This is a genomic window from Collinsella sp. AF04-24 (assembly GCF_003465685.1).
Classification (GTDB): Bacteria; Actinomycetota; Coriobacteriia; order Coriobacteriales; family Coriobacteriaceae; genus Collinsella; species Collinsella aerofaciens_AP.
This window is the reverse complement of sequence record NZ_QSBK01000027.1, coordinates 1-20682: the sequence shown is the minus strand read 5'-3', so window position 1 is coordinate 20682 and position 20682 is coordinate 1. Positions and strand designations below refer to the sequence as shown.

General features: G+C 57.1%; 15 protein-coding genes and 1 tRNA gene. 12 read left to right on the top strand and 4 right to left on the bottom strand.

The genetic code is table 11. The features are described from left to right. Positions 1-27 precede the first annotated feature (27 nt). The 6 genes from DWV32_RS09400 (at position 28) to DWV32_RS09375 (ending at position 4323) form a co-directional block, all read left to right on the top strand. Entirely contained in the window at positions 28-798 is a 771-nt protein-coding gene (locus DWV32_RS09400) for a YidC/Oxa1 family membrane protein insertase (protein WP_055251326.1), read from the top strand. A 44-nt stretch (positions 799-842) separates the two neighbouring features. After that, a complete protein-coding gene (locus DWV32_RS09395) occupies positions 843-1412 on the top strand; it encodes a R3H domain-containing nucleic acid-binding protein (RefSeq protein WP_022093802.1) in 570 nt (189 codons plus the stop codon). Positions 1413-1580: 168 nt separating this feature from the next. Then, on the top strand, positions 1581-2246 hold the full coding sequence (gene rsmG / locus DWV32_RS09390) for a 16S rRNA (guanine(527)-N(7))-methyltransferase RsmG (protein WP_233540449.1): 666 nt from the start codon (positions 1581-1583) through the stop codon (positions 2244-2246). Between the two features lie 134 nt (positions 2247-2380). Beyond that, the gene (locus tag DWV32_RS09385) at positions 2381-3181 is read left to right on the top strand and encodes a ParA family protein (protein ID WP_117757974.1); all 801 of its coding nucleotides are present in this window, start codon (positions 2381-2383) and stop codon (positions 3179-3181) included. Further along, a complete protein-coding gene (locus DWV32_RS09380; protein ID WP_187361860.1) occupies positions 3174-4079 on the top strand; it encodes a ParB/RepB/Spo0J family partition protein in 906 nt (301 codons plus the stop codon). Before DWV32_RS09385 ends, DWV32_RS09380 begins: the two co-directional genes overlap by 8 nt. After that, complete coding sequence (locus DWV32_RS09375) at positions 4069-4323, top strand: hypothetical protein (RefSeq protein WP_117757973.1); 255 nt, start codon at positions 4069-4071, stop codon at positions 4321-4323. The genes DWV32_RS09380 and DWV32_RS09375 overlap by 11 nt, the downstream gene beginning before the upstream one ends. A 196-nt stretch (positions 4324-4519) precedes the next feature. On the opposite strand, the gene rlmN is transcribed toward DWV32_RS09375, so the two are convergent. Further along, a complete protein-coding gene (gene rlmN, locus DWV32_RS09370) occupies positions 4520-5572 on the bottom strand; it encodes a 23S rRNA (adenine(2503)-C(2))-methyltransferase RlmN (protein ID WP_117757972.1) in 1053 nt (350 codons plus the stop codon). Between the two features lie 85 nt (positions 5573-5657). On the opposite strand from rlmN, the gene DWV32_RS09365 reads away from it, so the two are divergent. Together DWV32_RS09365 and DWV32_RS09360 are read left to right on the top strand one after the other, a co-directional pair. Next, positions 5658-6623, top strand: a complete 966-nt coding sequence (locus DWV32_RS09365; RefSeq protein WP_117757971.1) for a D-alanine--D-alanine ligase — start codon at positions 5658-5660, stop codon at positions 6621-6623. Then, positions 6617-9511 carry a helicase C-terminal domain-containing protein gene (locus DWV32_RS09360; protein WP_117757970.1) on the top strand — a complete coding sequence of 965 codons (2895 nt, stop codon included), beginning with the start codon at positions 6617-6619 and terminating at the stop codon, positions 9509-9511. Before DWV32_RS09365 ends, DWV32_RS09360 begins: the two co-directional genes overlap by 7 nt. Here DWV32_RS09360 and DWV32_RS09355 read toward each other — a convergent pair. Together DWV32_RS09355 and DWV32_RS09350 are read right to left on the bottom strand one after the other, a co-directional pair. Next, a complete protein-coding gene (locus DWV32_RS09355) occupies positions 9508-10425 on the bottom strand; it encodes a YafY family protein (protein ID WP_117757969.1) in 918 nt (305 codons plus the stop codon). The genes DWV32_RS09360 and DWV32_RS09355 overlap by 4 nt on opposite strands. Beyond that, positions 10412-11434, bottom strand: a complete 1023-nt coding sequence (locus DWV32_RS09350) for a YafY family protein (protein ID WP_117757968.1) — start codon at positions 11432-11434, stop codon at positions 10412-10414. The genes DWV32_RS09355 and DWV32_RS09350 overlap by 14 nt, the downstream gene beginning before the upstream one ends. 198 nt (positions 11435-11632) lie before the next feature. Between DWV32_RS09350 and DWV32_RS09345 the strand changes: the two genes are divergently transcribed. Together DWV32_RS09345 and DWV32_RS09340 are read left to right on the top strand one after the other, a co-directional pair. Beyond that, a complete protein-coding gene (locus DWV32_RS09345; protein ID WP_117757967.1) occupies positions 11633-14809 on the top strand; it encodes a hypothetical protein in 3177 nt (1058 codons plus the stop codon). A 21-nt stretch (positions 14810-14830) separates the two neighbouring features. Beyond that, positions 14831-15049, top strand: a complete 219-nt coding sequence (locus DWV32_RS09340) for a hypothetical protein (RefSeq protein WP_022094153.1) — start codon at positions 14831-14833, stop codon at positions 15047-15049. Between the two features lie 66 nt (positions 15050-15115). Here the strand turns inward: DWV32_RS09340 and DWV32_RS09335 are convergent, their stop codons facing one another. After that, entirely contained in the window at positions 15116-18547 is a 3432-nt protein-coding gene (locus tag DWV32_RS09335) for a SpaA isopeptide-forming pilin-related protein (RefSeq protein WP_117757966.1), read from the bottom strand. A gap of 297 nt (positions 18548-18844) precedes the next feature. Between DWV32_RS09335 and DWV32_RS09330 the strand changes: the two genes are divergently transcribed. Next, positions 18845-18919 (top strand) — tRNA-Gly (locus tag DWV32_RS09330). A gap of 293 nt (positions 18920-19212) precedes the next feature. Next, entirely contained in the window at positions 19213-20559 is a 1347-nt protein-coding gene (purB, locus tag DWV32_RS09325; protein ID WP_055251306.1) for an adenylosuccinate lyase, read from the top strand. The last annotated feature ends 123 nt before the right edge of the window (positions 20560-20682 follow it).

The following is a 20682-nucleotide window of genomic DNA, read 5'->3' as shown; positions in this document are numbered from 1 at the left end:
GGCACTCGCTATCGGAGGAAAACTTACATGTGGGATTGGATCGTTAACATCCTTTTCGAGCTGCTCAAGCTCATCCAGACCTTTGCGGTCGACTGGGGCCTGTCCATTATCATCCTGGTGGTCATCATCCGTCTGCTGCTGACGCCGCTTATGCTCAAGTCGACTAAGTCGACGGCACGCATGCAGGTGCTGCAGCCCAAGATGCTCGAGATCCAGGAGCGCTATGCCGACGATCCCCAGCGTCAGGCCGAGGAAATGCAGAAGTTCTACAGCGAGAACAAGTTCAACCCGATGGCTGGTTGTCTGCCGCTGTTGATTCAGATGCCTGTCCTGTTCGCCCTATTTACGCTGCTGCGTAACCTGCCGGACTACTTTAACGACGGCACGTTCTCGTTCTTTAATATTCTGCCCGACCTGACCACCACGCCGAGTGCCTCCTTTGCCGATGGCTTTATGGTCGCGCTGCCTGCGCTGGTCTGCCTGATCCTGTTCGCTGTCCTGACCCTGATTCCGCAGCTCTATATGTCGCGCAACCAGACCGGCCAGCAGGCTCAGAGCATGCGTATGATGGCCGTTGTCATGACGGTCATGATGCTTTGGATGGGCTGGAGCCTTCCCGTTGGTGTTCTGCTGTACTACGACGTCTCGTCTGCTTGGCAGGTTATCCAGCAGATTTTTGTGACGCAGAAGGTCATCGACAAGGCGAAGGCCGATGAGGAGGAGCGCCTTAAGAACGCGCCGCTGCAGGTTGAGGTCACTCGTCGCGAGAAGAAGCCGCGCCCGCACAAGAAGAAGTAGTGGGATATCAATCTTATTTAGGTACCTAACTTTTGGAGTACGTTATGTCTGAAGAGATCATCGAGGATATGCTTGAGGAGGTTGCCCCGCAGGTCGCGGGCGATTATCCCGAGATTGCACAGCGCTACAAGGCTGGTGAAGAGCTGACCGACGAGGAGCTCGACACCATTGCCGATGTCGCGATTTCCATCCTGCGTTCCATCCTTTCGCACTTCGATGCCGCCAACTCTCCTATCGATGAGTATGAGGGCGACGAGGGTGAGCTGATTCTGGATGTAACGGCTCCCGACCTTGCTGTTCTCATTGGCCGTCATGGTCGCACCCTTGATGCCCTTCAGGTTATGTTCTCATTGCTGGTGAGCCGCAAGCTCGGCTTTAGGTATCCGGTTGTAGTGGACGTCGAGGGATACAAGAGCCGCCGTCAGGACAAGGTTGCCTCCATGGCTCAGTCTGCTGCCGAGCGTGCCATCCGCACTCATAAGAGTGTTTCGCTTCCGCCCATGAATGCCTACGAGCGCCGACTGGTTCACATTGCACTTCGTGGCAATGACGCCGTCGATACTCATTCTGAGGGTTCTGACCCCGATCGCCATGTGGTGATTGTTGCTCGATAATCTACTCGAGCTTATGCTAAGGGGACGTGGTTTCCACGTCCCCTTTTTTTGTCAAAAGTTCTCGATACACTGATTTTTGTCAGAAAGGAGCTTTCGTTGTTAGTACTTACTGATCAGCAGGCTGACGAGATGTTGAGTCGTCTAACTTCCTATTGCAAAGAGTATTCCTTGAGCGTAACTGATACTGAGCTGAGGAAATGTATTCAACATTTGGATTTGGTTCTGGAAACAAATAAGACAACCAATCTCACCCGTATTCTTAACATAGAAGATGCTGCGGTACTTCATATCCTCGACTCACTTGTTTTGCTCCCCTATATCAATAAGGCTCCTGAGGGAGCTTTGCTCGATATGGGAACAGGTGCGGGCTTCCCTGGTATTCCGTTAACCATAACCACGCATCGTAAAGCTACTTATATTGACTCTGTTGGTAAGAAGGTCGATGCTGTCAATACTTTTGTTCATGCTCTTGGATTGAAGAATGGTCATGCAGTCCATGATCGCCTTGAAGAATATGCTCGAAGCCATAAGAAGCAGTTCTCTGTCGTAACAGCTCGCGCACTCGCTCCACTGCCGATTCTTGTTGAGTATGCGGCTCCGTTCCTCAAGGATGGAGGGCTATTTGTTATCACGAAGGGTAATCCATCTGATGAGGAGCTTACTTCCGGCATGTCAGCAGCTAAGATCTGCGGCTTCACTTTGCTTCTGAATGACGCAATCGATTTGCCTGAGGGCTTGGGCCACAGAGAGTTCATTGTTCTTAAGAAGAGTCATCCAGCATCCGTTTCATTGCCTCGTGCAAATGGCATGGCAAAGAAGAATCCGCTTGCCTAGATGTTTCACGTGAAACATAATGGATACTAACAACTTGCAGTGTTTCACGTGAAACATGGCGGTTGATATCGAATCGGAATGTTTCACGTGAAACATCCTCCGTTTGACAGCTTTAATACACACCAGGAGGGACCGTGGGATTTCGCGACGTTAAGCGTTTGAAGAGCGCAAAAGACACGCGTATTATTGCAATTATCAATCAAAAAGGCGGCGTTGGTAAGTCAACGACGGCTGTAAACCTTGCAGCAGCACTGGGTGAACAGGGTCGTAAGACACTGATTGTCGATTTTGATCCGCAAGGAAACAGCACCAGTGGATTTGGAATTGAAAAGGAAGACCTTGATCAATGCATCTATGATGCATTGTTGAATGATGTGCCGGCAGAATCGCTTGTTCTTGATACAAATTGCAAAAAGGTATTCGTCATTCCGGCTACAATTCAGCTCGCAGGTGCCGAAATTGAGCTCGTAAGCGCAATTGCTCGTGAAACCCGCCTTAAAGATTTGCTTGAGCCGATTCAGGACGAGTTCGATTTTATTTTTATCGACTGTCCTCCTTCGCTCGGCTTGCTTACTATCAACGCTTTGACCGCAGCAGACAGCGTTTTGATTCCAATCCAGTGCGAGTATTACGCACTCGAGGGAGTTACGAAGCTACTTGAGTCAATGAAGATGGTCAAATCACGTCTGAACAAGGGTTTAGACACCTATGGCGTGCTTATGACCATGTATGACTCGCGTACTTCTCTGTCGAATCAGGTTGTTGAGGAGGTTCAGTCGTACTTTGGTGATAAGGCGTTTAAGACGCTGATCCCTCGTACGGTTAAAATCTCCGAAGCTCCGTCTTTTGGAGAACCGGTAATTACCTATGCACCTCAAAATAAGGGTGCAAAAGCGTATATGAACCTTGCAAAAGAGGTGATCAAGCGTGCCTAGTGCAAAGAAACGTGGAGGATTGGGACGTGGGCTGAATGCTTTGGTCTCAGAGGCCGAGTATGAGACCGGTGGTTCGGCTGCATCGGCTTCAAATGCCGCATCTGAAACTAAACTGGCTATTGAGGATATCGTTCCCAACCCTAATCAGCCGCGAATTCACTTTAACGAAACTGAACTTCGAGAGTTGAGCGAGTCGATTCAGGAACATGGCGTTTTGCAGCCGCTCTTGGTTCGTAAGCATGGAAATGGCTATGAGATTATTGCGGGCGAGCGTCGTTACCAGGCGTCAAAGCTTGCTGGTCTTGAGGAACTGCCTGTCATCATTAAAGAAGTTAATGATGAGGAAATGCTCGCTCTTGCTCTTATCGAGAATCTTCAACGTTCTGATTTGAATCCCGTCGAAGAGGCGAAGGGTTATCGTCAGCTCATTGATGCCAGTGGTATGACACAAGAGGCGTTATCAAAGGCTGTCAGTAAGTCTCGTTCCGCAATCACTAATTCACTACGTTTGCTAGATCTTCCAGAAGTTGTACAGCAGATGATTTTCGAGGGCAAGCTTACTGCGGGCCATGCGAGAGCGATTCTTGCAGTTCCATATGAAGATGCCAGGATTCGACTTGCTGAGAAGGTTGTTGCAGAAGGACTTTCCGTTAGAGCGACAGAAAATCTTGCTCCGTTGTTTTCTGCCGGAGAGACGCCAAGGACTCCGAGGCCCGCAACACCTCAGTCATTCAAAAAGGCCGCTCGAGTCCTTCGTCAAGTTTTCAACACGAATGTTCGTGTGAAGAGCTCGCGTGGCAAGAACAAAATTGAAATCGAGTTCAAAGACGAAGAAGAGCTTTCCCGTATCCTTGGCGAGATGATTCAATTTGGTCAGGAGGATCAGGATGAAAAGTAAGGTTCTCGCGGTCATTGCGTTTGCAACCACCGTCGCCGCTGGTGCTTTTGCGGGTTATATGATTTCGACAGATGAAGAACTGCGCGGTCGACTGCTGCGCGGCGCTCAGGATATCGTCGATACATCTAAGAAGAAAATGGATGTCATGACCGAAGATGTCGCTATGCGTACTGCTCAGGTGACTAAGAATCCCAAGATTAACCAAGACTGGGTTAACCATCAGTGGGAAAATGTTGGCTATTAGGTACCTAACAATTACTTACCTGTTTTGAAGGGGTCCTTGTCTGATTCATGAGACAAGGACCCCTTATTTTTGCTAAAACTAAGCTTACGTAAATCAAATTCAGTAGCATGAAAACAAATGAAACACCCCCGGTTGCATTATCTGCAACCGAGGCTGTTCGATGTTTCACATGAAACGTTATGGGGCGCAGACTCCCCTACGCGTTCTTCTGGACCTTGAAACGTTGCTTTAGCTGACCGCAGGCGGCATCGATATCATTGCCGCGAGAATTACGGATCGTGGTCTCGATGCCACGAGACTCAAGGCGACGCTGAAGATCCTCAACCTTATGAATCGGCGACGGCTTGAGCGGGCTGCCCTCGATATCGTTAAGCTGAATTAGGTTAACGTGGCACAGCGTTCCCTCGCAGAAGTCGCAGAGCGCCTGCATCTCGGGATTCGTATCGTTGACGCCTTCGATCATGGCATACTCATAGGTCGGGCGGCGGCTAGTCTTTTCGGTGTAGAGCTGAAGCGCTTCGTGAAGGCGGAGCAGCGTGTACTTTTTAACACCGGGCATGAGCTTATTGCGCGTCGACTGGATGGCGGAATGCAGGGAAACGGCAAGCGTGAACTGCTCGGGGATGTCGGCAAATTTGCGAATACCGGGAATAACGCCGCTGGTAGAGACGGTGAGGTGACGGGCGCCGATACCGATGCCATCGGGGTCGTTGAGGATACGCAGTGCCTTGAGAACCTCGTCGTAGTTGGCGAACGGCTCGCCCTGGCCCATGAAGACAACGCTCGTGGCACGCTCGCCAAAGTCGTTGGATACATGAAGTACCTGGTCGACGATCTCTTGAGCGGTCAGAGAGCGCTTGAGGCCGTTGAGACCGGTAGCGCAAAAGGCGCAGCCCATGCCACAGCCTGCCTGGGTGGAAACGCAGACGGAAAGCTTGTTACGACGGGGCATACCGACAGTCTCGACGGAAATGCCGTCGTGGTACTCGAGCAGATACTTGCGAGAGCCATCTTTGGAAACCTGCTTGGTGAGTTCAGTCGGCGTGTCAAAGGCAAAAGCGCCTTTAAGCTGCTCGCGGAAAGCCTTGGGAAGGTTGGTCATATCGTCAAACGAACAAACGTTCTTCTCAAAGACCCATTCGATGAGCTGCTTTGCGCGGAAGGCGGGCTGGCCAAGTTCGGCCACAAGCTCGCGAATATCGTTTTGGCTCAAGTCGCGAATGTCCTGAGATTTAGTCCTGGGATTCATGGAAGCCTTTCGATTTTGGGGAAACGTAGAGGGTATCGCTACAATATGGTATCAGCTGCAGAAATTATAGAGGAGGAGTCTGCCCATGCCGGGTAAAAGCCTAGAGAACATGCACGTAGTGGTCTTGGCGGGCGGTCATTCCGCTGAGCGCGAGATCTCGCTCAATTCGGGAAAGAACGTCGTGGTGGCCCTGAAGGAGGCCGGCTACACTTCGGTGGAGCTGCTCGACACGGCTGCCGATGATTTTATGGTGACCATGGCGACCGGTGGTTTCGACGTGGCGTTTATCGCCATGCACGGCGCCGGCGGTGAGGATGGTGCCATGCAGGGTGCCATGGAGACCTTGGGTATCCCCTACACGGCCTCGGGCGTGCTTGCCAGCGCTTGCGGTGCCGACAAGGAGGTCTCTAAGCTCCTGTACGCCAAGGCGGGCATTCCCATTGCCCCCGGCCTTGCGCTCGAGGTAGGCGATGAAGTCGATATCGATCATATCGTCGAGGTTTGTGGCGAGCGCTGCTTTGTGAAGCCGGCCGTAAACGGTTCCAGCTATGGCATTTCCCTGGTCCATGAGCCCTCCGAGCTGCCCGCGGCAATCGCCAAGGCGTTTGAGTACGGCGACAAAGTGCTGGTCGAGAAGTGCATCGAGGGTACCGAGATCACCGTCGGCGTATACGGCGAGGATGACGTGCGCGCCCTGCCGATTGTTGAAATCCGTAAGCCCGAGGACTGCGAGTTCTACGATCTGGACGTGAAGTATGTCGACCCCACGGATATCCATCGCATTCCGGCACAGATTTCGCCCGAGAACTACGCTCGTGCTCAGGAGCTCGCCTGTGCTGCCCATAAGGCACTCGGCTGCCTGGGCATCTCGCGCAGCGACTTTATCGTGAGCGAGGACGGCCCCGTTATCCTCGAGACCAATACCATTCCCGGCATGACCGATACGTCGCTGTATCCGGATGAAATCCGCCACACCGATGACATGACGTTCCCGCAGGTCTGTGACAGTCTGATTCGTATGGGACTTCGTCGAGCGGGCGTTGCATGCTAATCGAGGACGCTGTTTCGTCGGGAACGCCGCAGTTTGTCATCGATTCCTATGCCACGCTTGCCGAGCGCGCCAAAACCCAATCGTTTGGTCTCATCGAGGAAGATGTTATCGTCCTCGATACCGAGACCACGGGTCTTTCGGTGCAGGACAACGAGCTAATTGAGATTTCCGCGGCCCGTCTTTCGGGCCGCGAGATCATCGACCGCTTCGATACCTTCGTGCATCCCAAGCAGCTGATTCCCGCCGAGATTACCGAACTCACGAGCATTACAAACGCCGATGTGGTGGATGCCCCATCGGCCGTCGAGGCCGTGGCCGCTCTCGCCGATTTTGTCGGCGGCTGCCCGGTGATTGCGCATAACGCCACCTTCGACCGTTCGTTTATCGAGTCGGTCAAGGGCGGTGTCAACGTCAGCGACATCTGGATCGATTCGCTGGCACTGTCGCGCATCGCGCTTCCGCGCCTGGCCTCGCATAAGCTGTCTTTCATGGCCGACCTGTTTGGCTGCGACTCGGTGTCGCACCGCGCCAACGCCGATGTCGACGCCCTGTGTGGTGTGTGGCGCGTGCTGCTCGTGGCGCTCACCGACTTGCCTCAGGGCTTAATGGCGCGCCTGGCCGACATGCACCCCGACGTGCCCTGGTCCTATCGTCCCATCTTCTCGTTCTTGGCGGGACAGAACCCCGGTTCCATCTTCTCTCTCAGCGCCGCCCGCGCCGACGTACTCAAGGCCGATCGGGCCGATGATCGCGTTGATGCGGACGAGCTGCCGGTCCTTAAGATGCCGAGCCGCGAGGAAATCGAGGCGGACTATGCCCCGGACGGTCTGGTTAATCGCATGTATCCCACGTACGAGCCGCGCGATGAGCAGATCGCGATGGCGCTCGAGGTCCGTGACGCACTCGTTACGGGAACGCATCGCGTGATTGAGGCGGGGACGGGCGTCGGCAAATCGATGGCCTATCTGGTGCCGTTTGCCGAGGCTGCGCGCCGCAACAATATCACGGTTGGTATCGCGACTAAATCGAATAATCTCGCCGACCAGCTCATGTATCATGAGCTGCCCAAACTTGCCGAGCAGCTGGACGGAGGCCTATCGTTTTGCGCCCTCAAGGGCTATGACCACTATCCATGCTTGCGCAAGCTTGAGCGCATGAGCCGCGGTCAAGTCGAAATTACGACTAAGCGTGATCCTGCCGATACGCTTACGGCAGTCGCGGTCATCATGGCGTACGTCTGCCAATCAGCCGATGGCGACCTCGACTCGCTTGGCATTCGCTGGCGCAGCGTCAACCGTCCCGACTTTACGACGGCGTCGCGCGAGTGCGCCCGTCGCCTATGCCCGTTTTTCCCCGATAAATGCCTGGTCCACGGCGCCCGCCGCCGCGCGGCGCATGCCGATGTGGTGGTCACCAACCATTCCCTGTTGTTCCGCAATGTTGCGGCCGAGGGCAGAATCTTGCCTCCGATTCGTCACTGGGTGATCGATGAGGCCCACTCCATCGAGCGCGAAGCACGCCGTCAATGGGCGCGCGTGGTGTCGGCGGATGAATCGCGCGTTCTGTTTGAGCGCCTGGGCGGCTCGAGCACCGGTGCGCTGAGCCAGGTTTCCCGCGATTTGGCAACCTCGGAGGGCTCTACGCTCTACCTGGGTCTTACCGCCAAGGCGACGTCGACGGTTGTACGTGCGAGCATGGCGATTGCCGATGTGTTTGACGGCGTTCGCGAGCTTGGCCGCCGTGCCCGCGGGGGCTATGACAATGCGAACCTATGGATCGGCCCCGAGCTGCGCGAATCTGACGACTGGCATGATTTCTTGCAGTCGGCCTACACTGCCATCGACGCATTGGAACAAGCTGACAAGAGCGTCGACGCGCTGGTACAAGCCGTCGCCGCCGACAAGCCCGAGGTTGTTGTCGACCTGGGTGATATTTCGCGCCGCCTGCACGAGCTGGCCGAGAACCTCAAACTCATCATTGATGGCACCGATGAACACTACGTGTATTCGCTGCAGGTTAATCGCAGGTTGCGTGCCGGCGGAGAGTCAATGACCGCAGAGCGCATCGACATTGGCGAGGCCTTGGCAACTGAGTGGCTGCCCGAGGTTCACACGGCTATCTTTGCCTCGGCGACCATGACGGTGTCCAAAAGCTTTGAACACTTTAACCACGCGGTCGGCCTCGATCGCATCGGTGCTTCAACATCCTCATCGCTGCACTTGGACTCGAGCTACGATTTCGATTCGAACATGGCTGTAGTCGTTGCAGGCGATATCCCCGATCCGCGCGATCGTGAAAGCTATCTTACGGCGCTCGAGCGCGTGCTGGTCGACGCCCATCTTGCCATGGGCGGATCGGTGCTCACGCTGTTCACCAATCGGCGCGACATGGAAGACCTGTACGCCCGCGTTGAGCCCAAGATGGCCCGTGCGGGTCTGGAGCTCAACTGCCAGCAGCGCAACTCATCTCCTCGTCGCCTGCGCGACCGGTTTATCAACGAGCCGACCTCGTCGCTTTTTGCGCTTAAGGCCTTCTGGGAGGGGTTTGACGCCAGCGGCGAGACGCTGCGTTGCGTCATCATTCCCAAGCTGCCGTTCTCGAGCCCCACGGACCCGCTCTCGTGCGAGCGCAACCTGCGCGAAGACCGCGCTTGGGCGCGCTATTCGCTGCCCGAGGCGGTGCTCGAGGTCAAGCAGGCGGCCGGCCGCCTTATCCGCTCGTCGACCGATTGCGGCGTGCTGATTCTGGCCGACCCGCGCCTGGTGACGAAGGGCTACGGAAAGAAGTTCTTAACGTCGCTGCCCACGAGCTCCTATCAGCGCATCGAATCGGCGCAGATCGGTCACTATCTGCAAGTGTGGCGCGCACGCCACGAGCGGCGGCGCTAAAGCGGACAGACGAGGGTTTTTGCCATTTCGCACAGACGCTTTGACAAGGCGGGGTCATCCAAGATGCGGATGGCTCCGCCCGCTGCGATTATCTGGCTCAGTAGCCAACGCTCGGAGCCGTAATGCACAGTTACCGTTGCCTTGTCTGCCCCGCTGCGCTCGATGAGGGTGATGCCGGCCCAGTCCAGGTGCTCCGCCATATCGAGTGGCATCAAGAGCTTTGCGCTACGCTGCGTCCGGGCAAGGGAATCGTGGAGGGATGCAACGTCCGGTGCGTGAGGCACGACGGAGTCTTCCGTCAAGGTGAGTCCCTCGATTTTATCCATGCGATAGGTGCGCTGCTCATCGACCGCGATGTCCCAGGCAATCAGATATGTTTGGTCGCCGTTTGCCGTAATGCGCAAGGGGTCGACCAAACGCTCGCGTGGCCGTGCATCGTCCATCGAGCGATACGAGATGCGGCAGCGAACGCCGTCCTGAATGGCGCAGCTCAGCTGCTGCCAGTGCGACCCGTGGTTGACGGTGTCAAAGACGCGCTGGTTATAGCCGAGCTCTTCGGGTAGAAGAGCATGTCGAATCCGAGCTGCCGCCTGGGGCTCGATCCCCAACGATTCAAGTTCATGGTTGAGCACAGCGCCCTCGGCGGCACTCAGGCGCAGCGGTAGCACACGCCCGGCGTCACCGGTGAGGACCACACGCTCGCCGTGGCATTCGCAGATGATGCGCGCACCCGATTCTCGGTCCGCGAGCGTCGAGACGATCTCGAGAATCTCGTCGAGCGACACCCCCGTGATGTCAAAGCGACTGCAAATCTCGGTTCGTGTCATGCCGCTCTCGCCGGCGGCGTAGAGGGCCTCCATGATGTCGATGGCGCGCGAGAGCCTCTGCTCGCTGGTGAGTTTACGCACGGGCATACTCGTGCTCCGTCCTTTCGATGAGGTGGTTCCACGCCTGTTTGAGCGATTTGGGGGCCACGGGTCTCATGCCGTCCATGGCGTGGGCCATGCAAAATGAGGCGGCGGCTTCAAGATTGCGCACGTCAACGGTCCAAGTCCATCCCGAATCGGTGTGTGCGAGCTCGCCTCGCCCGCGCGTGAGACCGTTGATCATATCGATCTGCGTCTGAGGGGCGAACGAGAACGTAGCTGCAACGGGCGGTCGGTCGGCAAAATCGAATTCAAAGAACAGATAGTCGTTGAGATTGAAGTCCGCAGGGATGGCGTAGGCTTTCGAAGGACGCCAAGCGCGAACGATACGGTCGCAGCGGAATGTCCTGATGTCGTCGGTGACATTGTCGAGGCCGCAGAAGTACGCCACGCCCTCGCGCTCGAACATGCCGTAGACGCAGACGGTACGCTCTTTCTGCTCGCCGCGTCCGTTCTGATATAAAAATCGCAGCGCGCATCGCTCGGCAAAGGCGCTCCATACCGCATCGACGGTGGGAGAGCGGCGGATCGGTGCTTCGTCCGCCGCCGATATGCCGGTGAGGTAGGCAATTTTGGAGCGAATATCGGCAAGCGGCGCGGCAAAGGTGGAAGAGCCGGCCGCTAGCGTCTGGTCGATGGCGTTGAGCAGGATATCGGCGTCGTCTGCGGTGATGAGGCCGCCTGCAGCAAACGTGTGCTCGCGGTCGATTGTCCACGAGCTTTCCTCGGTCTCCTGCGCACCGGCGGGGCGAACCTCCTTGATTAAGATGCCACGCTCGAGCAGTTTGTCACGATCGCGCCGAAACTTGCGCTTGTCCGAGTCAATGTTGCCCGAGCCATATCCCAGGTCAGAATCCAAGACGATCTGCTCGGTCGTCAGCGGTTCGGGGGAGCTGTTGAGCACAAAGAAAAGATTGAGGATACGCTGAGCCGTTTTATCGAAACTTGGCTCCGAATTTCCCTTTTTAATTGTCGCGGTCGCGTCGCTTGCCGTCATAGAGTCCTCGCATGAGAAGGTGGTTTGCTGCCATGATTTTAGTCCGATATGGAGATTAGGCTATATCCTTGTCCGCTCGGGGCGTTAAGATGGCCCGAATTCGGTCGTTTGCGCTCGCTCGGGGTATACTTTCGACTATATACGGTTCTAATGTGCAAGCATTGGGCCTATTTGTCGGATTATGGATGTGGAGCGCACATGGCGAACACCCAGAACTATATTAACCACCTGCTGCAGAACACCGGCATTACGCCGGCATGCAGCGAAGAAGAGCGCTTGGCTGCCGAGGATATCGCTCAGATCTTCCGCAACCACGGCTTTGATCCCGAGGTTCAGGAGTTCAATGCCCCGGCGCCCAGTAGATTGGCATTTGCCGTTACCGGCATCCTTGCGTTTGCCGGCGCCCTGCTGATGGGCATCGGCGGCGGTATCGGCTTGGTCGGCACCTTGCTGGCCATTGTCGGTGCCGTGCTCTACGTGCTCGAGCGCACGGGCCACCCCGTGGTTTCGCGCCTGGGCAAGACGGGCGTGAGCCAAAATGTCATCGCCTACCACAAGGCCTCGGGCCCGCTTGCGTCTCCGCGCAACCGCCCGGTGGTCGTTGTCGCACACTACGACTCTCCCCGCGCTGAGCTGCTCGCCCGCGAGCCTTATGCTTCGTATCGTGCGCTCATCGCCAAGCTGTTGCCCGTTGCCACGGTTGCCCCCGCTGCCGTTGCCATCCTGCGTATCCTGCCGCTCCCCGGCGCGCTCAAGGTTCTGCTGTGGATTGTCGCGATCCTCGCTTCCCTCGTTGCACTTGCCAACGCGGCAAACATCATCTCTAACCGCCACATTCTTCCCTATACGTCCGGCGCGGTGTGCAACAAGTCTTCTGTCGCCGCCATGCTCGGCGTCATGGACAACGTTGCTCCCTTCCAGGGCGAAAACGAGTTTCCCGACGATGTTCCGTTCGATACCTATTTTGGGGAGCAGAAGCGTCGTGCCGAAGAAATGGCGCGCGCAGCGGCGGAGTATGCCGCGGCCCAGCAGCAAAACGACTACGGCAACACCATCGAGTACGAAGAGCCTACCTACGCCGAGGACGAGTTCGGTCAGCCGACTGCTCCCGACGCTCAGACCGAGCCCGAACAGGGTGAGGCTTTCGACGAGCAGATCGAGGGCTTTGAGGGTGCGTCTGCCGACGAGACGCTGATTGGCGCCATTGTGCCCGAGGATCAGAATCAGGCTGTCCAGGCCGAAGAGTTCAATGACGAGGTTCCCGCTGCCGAGCCGGCGGAGGAGCCTGTCGCGGCCGAGCCCGAGCCCAAGCTCTATCGCAATGCCGCCGGCAACATCCGCTTTGGTTCGGATGCCATCCGTGCGCTCGGAATGCTTCCCGAGTCCTGCACGCTCGATTACGAGGAGGGCGAGGAGCCGACGTTTGAGCCCGAGCCTGCCCCCGTCGTGACCGTGGATGATGAGTCTGCCGCGGTTACCGCTGCCGTTGCCGAGTCCGAGGCGGTGTCCGCGATCGATCCCGCGGCAGGACTGGACATTTTGGCTCCCGCCGCGCCGGCGCAAGACGTTGCGGATGAGTCTGACGACGATTACGTTGAACAGCCGAGGCGCGTGTCTTACGAGAGCGATACTGATTTCTCGGCCGAGATTCCCGCGGCAACGCCCCATGCCGATATTGCATCCGCGTTCTCTTCGATTGGCGCCAGTGCTTCCAACTTCTTTAAGGGCGCGCTTGCAAAGAGCAAGAAATTTGTCGACGATTTCGAAGAGAAGCGCGCTGCTGCACGCGAGGCTGCCGAGCAGGAAGCTATCGCTCAGCAGCAGGCAGCTGAGGCGGCACGTGAGCTCGCGGCGCAAGAGTTCGAGCAGAACGAGGCTATGCAGTCCGTGCCCGTCGACGCTGCCGAAGCTACGACGTCCTTTGAGTCCCAGCAACCGGCGTCCGCGGATGTTGTTGAGGCGACGACGTCTTTCGAGGCTCAGCAGCACGTCGATAGCACCATGTCGTTTGATGCCGCGCGGTTCGATTCCACGATAACGTTTGAAAAGCAAGGCACCGCGATTGCCGAGCCCCTTCCTGTTTCCGATGAGCAGGGCGACGCGGCAGACGATGACGAGCCTATTGATGCTGCCGAAATCCAAGATGCCGCCGAGGACGAGCCCGTCGAGGCCAACTGTGACGAAGAGCAATACGCGGCAGCCGAGCAAGATGATTCGACCGAGGTCGAGCAGGAGGAAGTGCCTGCGGTTTCCGAGGCTCCCGAGACAGATGAGTTGAGGCCTTACTCCACGCAGATTTTCACCATGCCGGCCCCGAGTGGTTCCGGTGCCACGGTTGCCAATGTCGCTCCCACCCAGGACGAAACGGTCGATTCCCTTATGGCCCAGATTTCCTCCCAGGCATCACCACGTCCGCAGATGAATGTTCCCGATCCGGCGTCGGCTCCGTCGCCTGCACCTTCCTCGTCTCCGCTAGCTTCGGTCCCCGATCCGTCGCTGCCGTCGATGAAGCAGGCAAACGTTGCGTCTCGCACGTCGCTGTTCGACCTTCCCGACCCCTCCGCACAGGTCAACGACCCCTTTGCTACCGCTCAGGGTCCCGAACCCACATCGGCACCCGTTGCGCCTCCTAGGCCCGTTGCGTCGGGCGCACAGCCGATCGAGACCATTTCGGCTCCCGCCCCGGCGGCACCCAAGTCTCGCAAGCGCGGCCTGGGCGGCCTGTTCGGTCGTAAAAAGAAAAACGAACAGGACAGCATGAGTGACTGGCTGGGCGTCGAAGACGATTACGATGCCAAGAAGTCCGGTCGCGGCATCGGTTCGTGGGATAATTTCGAGGACGATAACGATGGCTGGAAGGGCGGCGCTACGTCTTCCGACGGCGCTTCTTCCGAAGATATGCTCTCGGCTGTTGCCTCTATGGGTGACGATGAGCTGCTCGGTCACGATATCTGGTTTGTGGCAACGGGCGCCTCGGATTGTGATGGCGCCGGTATGAAGGCCTTCTTGGCTTCGCATCGCGATAAGCTCCGCGGCGTATTCTTCATCAATCTTGAATCCGTCGGCGCCGGTAGGCTTTCGGTGGTGACGGTTGAGGGCGAACAGCAGCTGCTCAAGGGCGATCGCCGCATCATGAACCTGGTCAGCAAGGTGTGCAAGTCGTTCCATGTCGATTGTGGCGCGCTCGAGATGCCCTATGCCAAGACCGATGCCTATGCCGCGCTCGAGGCGAGCCGCCGAGCCCTCACCATCGCCGGCGTGGACGGCACGCGCCTGGCTTGTGCTCGTACCGAGGACGACCTGCCCCACAATGTCAACCCGACGAACATTGCCACGGTATCCGAGGTCGTGACCGAGGTTATCCGCCGTTCGTAGACGGAGCTCTAAGGAGTCAACGTGTTTTCGTATATTAAGCGCCATTGGCCTGTCTACGTGATTTTGACCTTGATTGCCATTGCGTTAGGGTTTGGAGCTGCCTACATCGTGGGCGCGAAGGGCTCGACCCCCGCCTCCGCAATCAGCGAAGAGGTGGAGCAAGAACAGAGCACGGGCGCCGATGGGATCCCTGAGTCCGAGCAGGCAATCGTTGATGGTGGATCTTCGTCTGCAGAGTAGATGCGGCGATTTAGATGATTGAAAGCGGGCGAGCCGGGGGACTGGCTCCCCCGCCTTTTCATCGCGCTAGCGCTTCTTTGGGATTGACCTAAGGCGAGCGAACCATAGGGCTGCGGCACCCGAGGTCAGGAGCGCGGTGATGCAAGCGGCGATGGGAGCTGATCCTGTTGCCGGTAGGTCCTGCGGTAGGGTACAGCGTTGAATGACACGGTCCTCGTCATGTGACTCAAGTTTATCGCCGCCGCCGTTGCGGCAAAGATCGACGCGTGCGCTGTTGGTGAGTGCAGTTTGGGGTGTGTAAGCCGACGTTGCCTGCATGTTCACGACTGCGCCCCGAGCATCTGTGCCAAGGATTGCTTTGGCATCGTCAAGGTCGTCGTGCTCATCTTTGAGATCATCGCGGGTCCAAGAATCCGTATCGCTTCGAGTCGTAAAGTCGGCGGCTACCGCACCGTATTCAATGCGAATGCCCGTTACGACGGTATTGGATGCAAGGTCGAGTTCTTTCGCCTCGAGTGTGGCGGATTCCGTGGTCGAGACATCCGCCTTCCAGAGGTGCCAGCCGTCGTAATCGACGAGGCGGCAATCTTCACCCAGACTCTCTTTTACTTCGTCGGACTCAAGCCAAGGATTTTCGTGCCCATCGTCAAGCGTCGCGTTTGCCGGCTCATCGACGTCTGTCGAGTCCAACGGCGTCGTGCGATACCACACGTTGCACAGACCGTTGAGGTCGCCGATGGCGACGGGGGTTTCGATTGAGACGAATCTCGCCGTATCGTCCTCGGCACACTCAAGATCATCGGTAATTGTGAACTCATCAACCCAGGTAGCTGAATCGTTTCGAGCGTCGATGGTATAGGAGAAAAGACCGTCCGTATTGGTTTGCGTTGCGGCGCGATTTTTACCATCGCCGTTGGCCAGCAGACCCTTCCCGATAGGTTGGACAAGCTCCTGACGCTTGTCGACCTGTCCTTTGATCTCGATGGGCGCATCCTTCATCGCGACGGATTGGACTTCTCCCGTATCCTTTATTTCAAACGTTATCTCCTCGGCAAGGTCATAGGTCCGCGGAGACATCATTTCGCGCAACGAGTAGGTGCCGGGTGCAAGATGTTCGACGCGGTGCGGCTTGTCGGATGAGGTCCAGGAGTCTATTTCGGTTTTATCGGGACCATATAAGGTGAGTTGTGCGCCTTTCACTTCCTGCTCTCCGCTTGCATCGACCTTGGAGATACCAACCTTGGTGTAATTGTCGGATACGTTAAGCCGTGCTTCTACAACGGGTGTTTTCTGGTCGGCATAAGCGAGGTCTACGATATGGGGCGTCCGGTCGAGTAAGAAGCCTGCCGGCGCTTGAGTCTCGACAACCTCGTAGCGTGCGGTGCCAGATCCCAGCGGGAGGTCGTCCGCGCGTGCTTCTCCAGTTTCATCCGTTGTGACGGTAGCGACAGTCTCACCGTCGAGCGCGGCAATGCTACCGTCGGGGCGCACGATATCACCCGAGGCACGGATCTCAAAGATGGCGCCCGCGAGGCTGCTGCCGTCTACGACATCGGTTTTAACGATCCTGATGTTTCCGGTCGCGGCGTGGTCATAATACGAGGCGATTACAACGGGCGTTAGGTTCATGTCGGCGGGTATGTTTACCTCGATCTCTTTGCCGACAAGATAGGGCTCTTTGGCCGAGGTTTCGCGTACATAATAGGTGCCCGGCACGAGCGATTCGGGCAGTGTGACGGTCCCGGTCGCGTCAGTCGTAAAGGTGTCCATTACGTTATGTGCTGGATGCCAGCAAGTTTGTGAGACAGGTTTGTGATTGCTGTCGAGGAGTTGGAAGGTGAATCCGGCTAGGGGAACAGAAGCGCCTGTTTGGGCATCGCGTTTTACAATCTGGAGATGCGTCGACAGAGCGTGGTTGTCCACGATATATTGAAGCTCGGCGCCGTTGGAAATCTGATTGGCCTCGACGGTCCATTCCCCTGCACGTTTAAAACCCTCTGGGACGGTTTCCGGAACCTCACGAACGGTGTAGCCGGCGCGGTCGTATGGGATGGCTCCGTGGACACCGGCGGGTCGCTTGCCTGCGCCAAACCATGCTTCGGGCTGATCTTTGGTGGAGGCAAAGCCATAGATGTTTGTGGTCAGTGTGCCAACAACCTGCTGAGAGCTGTTGCTCACAACCTCAAAGACAACACCTCCCGCCGGCTGCTCCAAGCCGGATTGGTCGCTATTGCCGTAGTCCTTGAATTTGGAAATTTCAAGGTCAAATGCAATGGGGATATCGGAAACGCGAGATTCGATCTCGACCACGCCTGAATCACCGAGCTGGTCGGCTCTAACGGTATAGGACCAGCTGTCGTTGGATGGCAGGTAGCCCTCGGGCGCCTTCGATTCATAGATGGTAAAGGTTCCCAGGGGGACATCGGTGAGGGTAGCTCGACCGCTTTCATCGGTCCTGAGAGTTTGTGTCCATCCAGGGGTTGATTGCGATACGCACACGAATTCTGCTCCTGCGAGCGAAGCCCCAACTTGGGGGCCTGCATTCGTTGCGGCGTCGAGCTTTACAATGCGCAAGGTAATGGTGCCGGGTTGTTCATCAATGGTGACGTATCCGCCGTTATCCGTCGTGGTAAAGGCAATGTGATCGTGCCGGGGGATATAACCAGCTGGCGCTGTTGTCTCAACTAGGTAGTATGCCGTGTTGGGTAGGAGTGTTGCCTGCGCTCGACCGTTGCTGTCCATCTGGACGGTGCCGACACGCGCGCCGCTGGCGCTCTCAAAAACATCGAATGTTGCCCCGTCAAACTGATAAGTATTGTTTCCGCTGGTAATGGCAGCGTTTGCAGACTGCTTTTGGAAGGAAACAGAGACCGCCGGCAGTACATAGAGCATGTCTTGACGTCTGCTGCCGCCCGATACGGTTCCTAGATAGCGCCGCGCGCGGTGCGGAGCGGCTTTGATGCTTCCTGATTTTGCGCTGTCGTGGAGCCACCGCGCAGCCGCCACGACTTCATTGTCGGCGGTAAAGTGCCCACTCTTGGTTTTGCTCTGAGCGGTCGTGTAGGAGTAGGTGCCGTCGACATGGGTAGTGCCGTTGAGCATCCATACGGCAAGCTGGGTGGCGGCGCGGGCGCGATCGGGTGAAAGATGGTAACCGCCAAACGACGTGGCGGTAGGATATCCGTGACAAACGATTGCCGCGAACTCGTCGTCGAGCCACACCCAGCCTTGATCAAAGTTGAGCCATGGACCGCCCGGCTTGGTGGGCCCGGGGCGTTCCTGGTTCATGCAGTAGGCAATCGAGGCGTCTTGAGCTTCATACTTGCCGATGAAGAAGGGCCCACAATCATCGCTAATAGTACGGAAGCCGAGCTGGTCGTAGCCATCGACGGCAAATGCGGCTCCCGGTGCCAGGCAGCCGAACAGCAGGAAGAGGAGCAGGAGCAGCGGACCTGTTGCGATTGCGCTGTGGACAGAGTGCGTGGGTGCGTTGGACATGGCTGCTCCTTATCCCTCGTGCGCCGCACGGGGAGGCTGCGACGCGTAGGATGAGGCTACCCCCGAGGTTCATGCGGGTAAGTACCGGAGCCTGACCAAAAGCTTGCCCAATTCCTGACAAATTGAGCTCAAATACAACAATCAAGCAAAAGCGCAGGTAGAAGATAGGGAGAACAGGAGGTCAAAGGTCTTCATCTCCACAATTGACGCGATTTTCAAACGAATCTCCACAGCTAAAACAAGCATCACCACCCTTGTATCGAACAAGACAACCGCGTTATACTATCCCCCACATATGCGGGCATCGCCAAGTGGTAAGGCATCAGCTTCCCAAGCTGACACTCGCGGGTTCGAGTCCCGTTGCCCGCTCCATTCGAATTTCAGGCACGGTAACGTTTCGTTACTGTGCCTTTTTCAATAAAGTGCCGGGACTCGAACCCGACAGGGTGCGAGCGTTAAATAAACGCGAAGCGTTTATAGCGAGCAGGCAAGGTCGCCGATAGGCGACCGCAGCCGGTGCGTATTTGCGAAGCAAATACGCGGATGTCCCCATGCCCGCTCCAATTCCAAAATGTTAGGTTCATGCCTGCTGCCCATACTTGCACCTGCGCACGGTACAATGGTTGGGTTACGACCAACGTGCCAATAACCAAAAAGGAGCCGCTATGATCGATCGCTATACCCGCCCGGAGATGGGACACATCTTCTCCCTCGAGAACAAGTACGCCATTTGGCAGGAGATCGAGGTTCTGGCCTGCGAGGCCCAGGCGGAGCTCGGTAAGATCGGCATTTCTAAAGACGAAGCCCAGTGGATCCGCGACCACGCCAACTTTGAGAAGGCAAAGGTCGACGAGATCGAGGAAGTTACGCGCCACGACGTTATTGCCTTCCTTACCAACATGAAGGAGTACATCGACGCCGATGTGCCCGAGGGCGACCCCAAGCCCAGCCGCTGGGTTCACTATGGCATGACCAGCTCCGATCTGGGCGACACAGCTCTGTGCTACCAGCTCACCCAGGCCTGCGACTTGATCATCGAGGACGTCAAGAAGCTCGGCGAGATTTGCAAGCGTCGAGCCTTTGAGGAGCGCAATACGCTCTGTGCCGGCCGCACTCATGGCATCCACGCCGAGCCGATGACCTTCGGCATGAAGTTTGGCTCTTGGGCCTGGGAGCTCAAGCGCGATCTGGATCGTCTTGAGGACGCCCGCAAGAATGTTGCCTTCGGCGCCATCTCGGGCGCTGTCGGCACCTACAGCTCCATCGAGCCGTTTGTCGAGGAGTATGTCTGCGAGCACCTGGGCCTGGTTCACGACCCGCTGTCCACGCAGGTTATTAGCCGCGACCATCACGCCTATCTCGCCGGTGTCCTTGCCACCACGGCGGCCACCTGCGAGCGCATCGCTACCGAGGTTCGCAATCTGCAGAAGACCGATACCCTCGAGGCCGAGGAGCCGTTCCGCAAGGGTCAAAAGGGCAGCTCCGCCATGCCGCACAAGCGCAACCCCATCACCATGGAGAAGGTCTGCGGCCTGTCGCGCGTCGTAAAGTCCAACGCCCAGGTCGCCTTCGACAACGTCGCCCTGTGGCACGAGCGTGACATTTCGCACTCCTCTGCCGAGCGCGTCGCCCAGGCCGATAGTTTCATCGCGCTCGACCACATGTTCCAGTGCCTCATCCGCGTTATCGACGGCCTGCAGTTGTATCCCGCTCGCATGATGGCCAACCTTAACAAGACACGCGGCCTCATTTTTTCCTCCAAGGTCCTGCTGGCCCTCGTCGACACGGGCATCACCCGCGAGGACGCGTACGCCATTGTGCAGGAGAACGCCATGGCAACCTGGCACGAGGTACAGGATTGCGTCTCCGGCCCCACCTTTAAGGAGCGTCTCGAGGCCGACCCGCGCTGCACCGTCAGCCAGGAGAAGCTCGACGAGATCTTTGATCCGTGGGACTTCCTCACCCGTATCGACACGGTCTTCGATCGCCTGGAGCAGTTGAGCTTCGAGTAGGGTTAAACTAATTCGACCGCTTGCGGTTGCATTTGGACCATTGGCGCCTTGCCCGTCTTGGGCGAGGCGCTTTTTTTCAAGACTTTAGTCTGCTGGCCGCGCAGCGGCCAGCTTTAAACCACC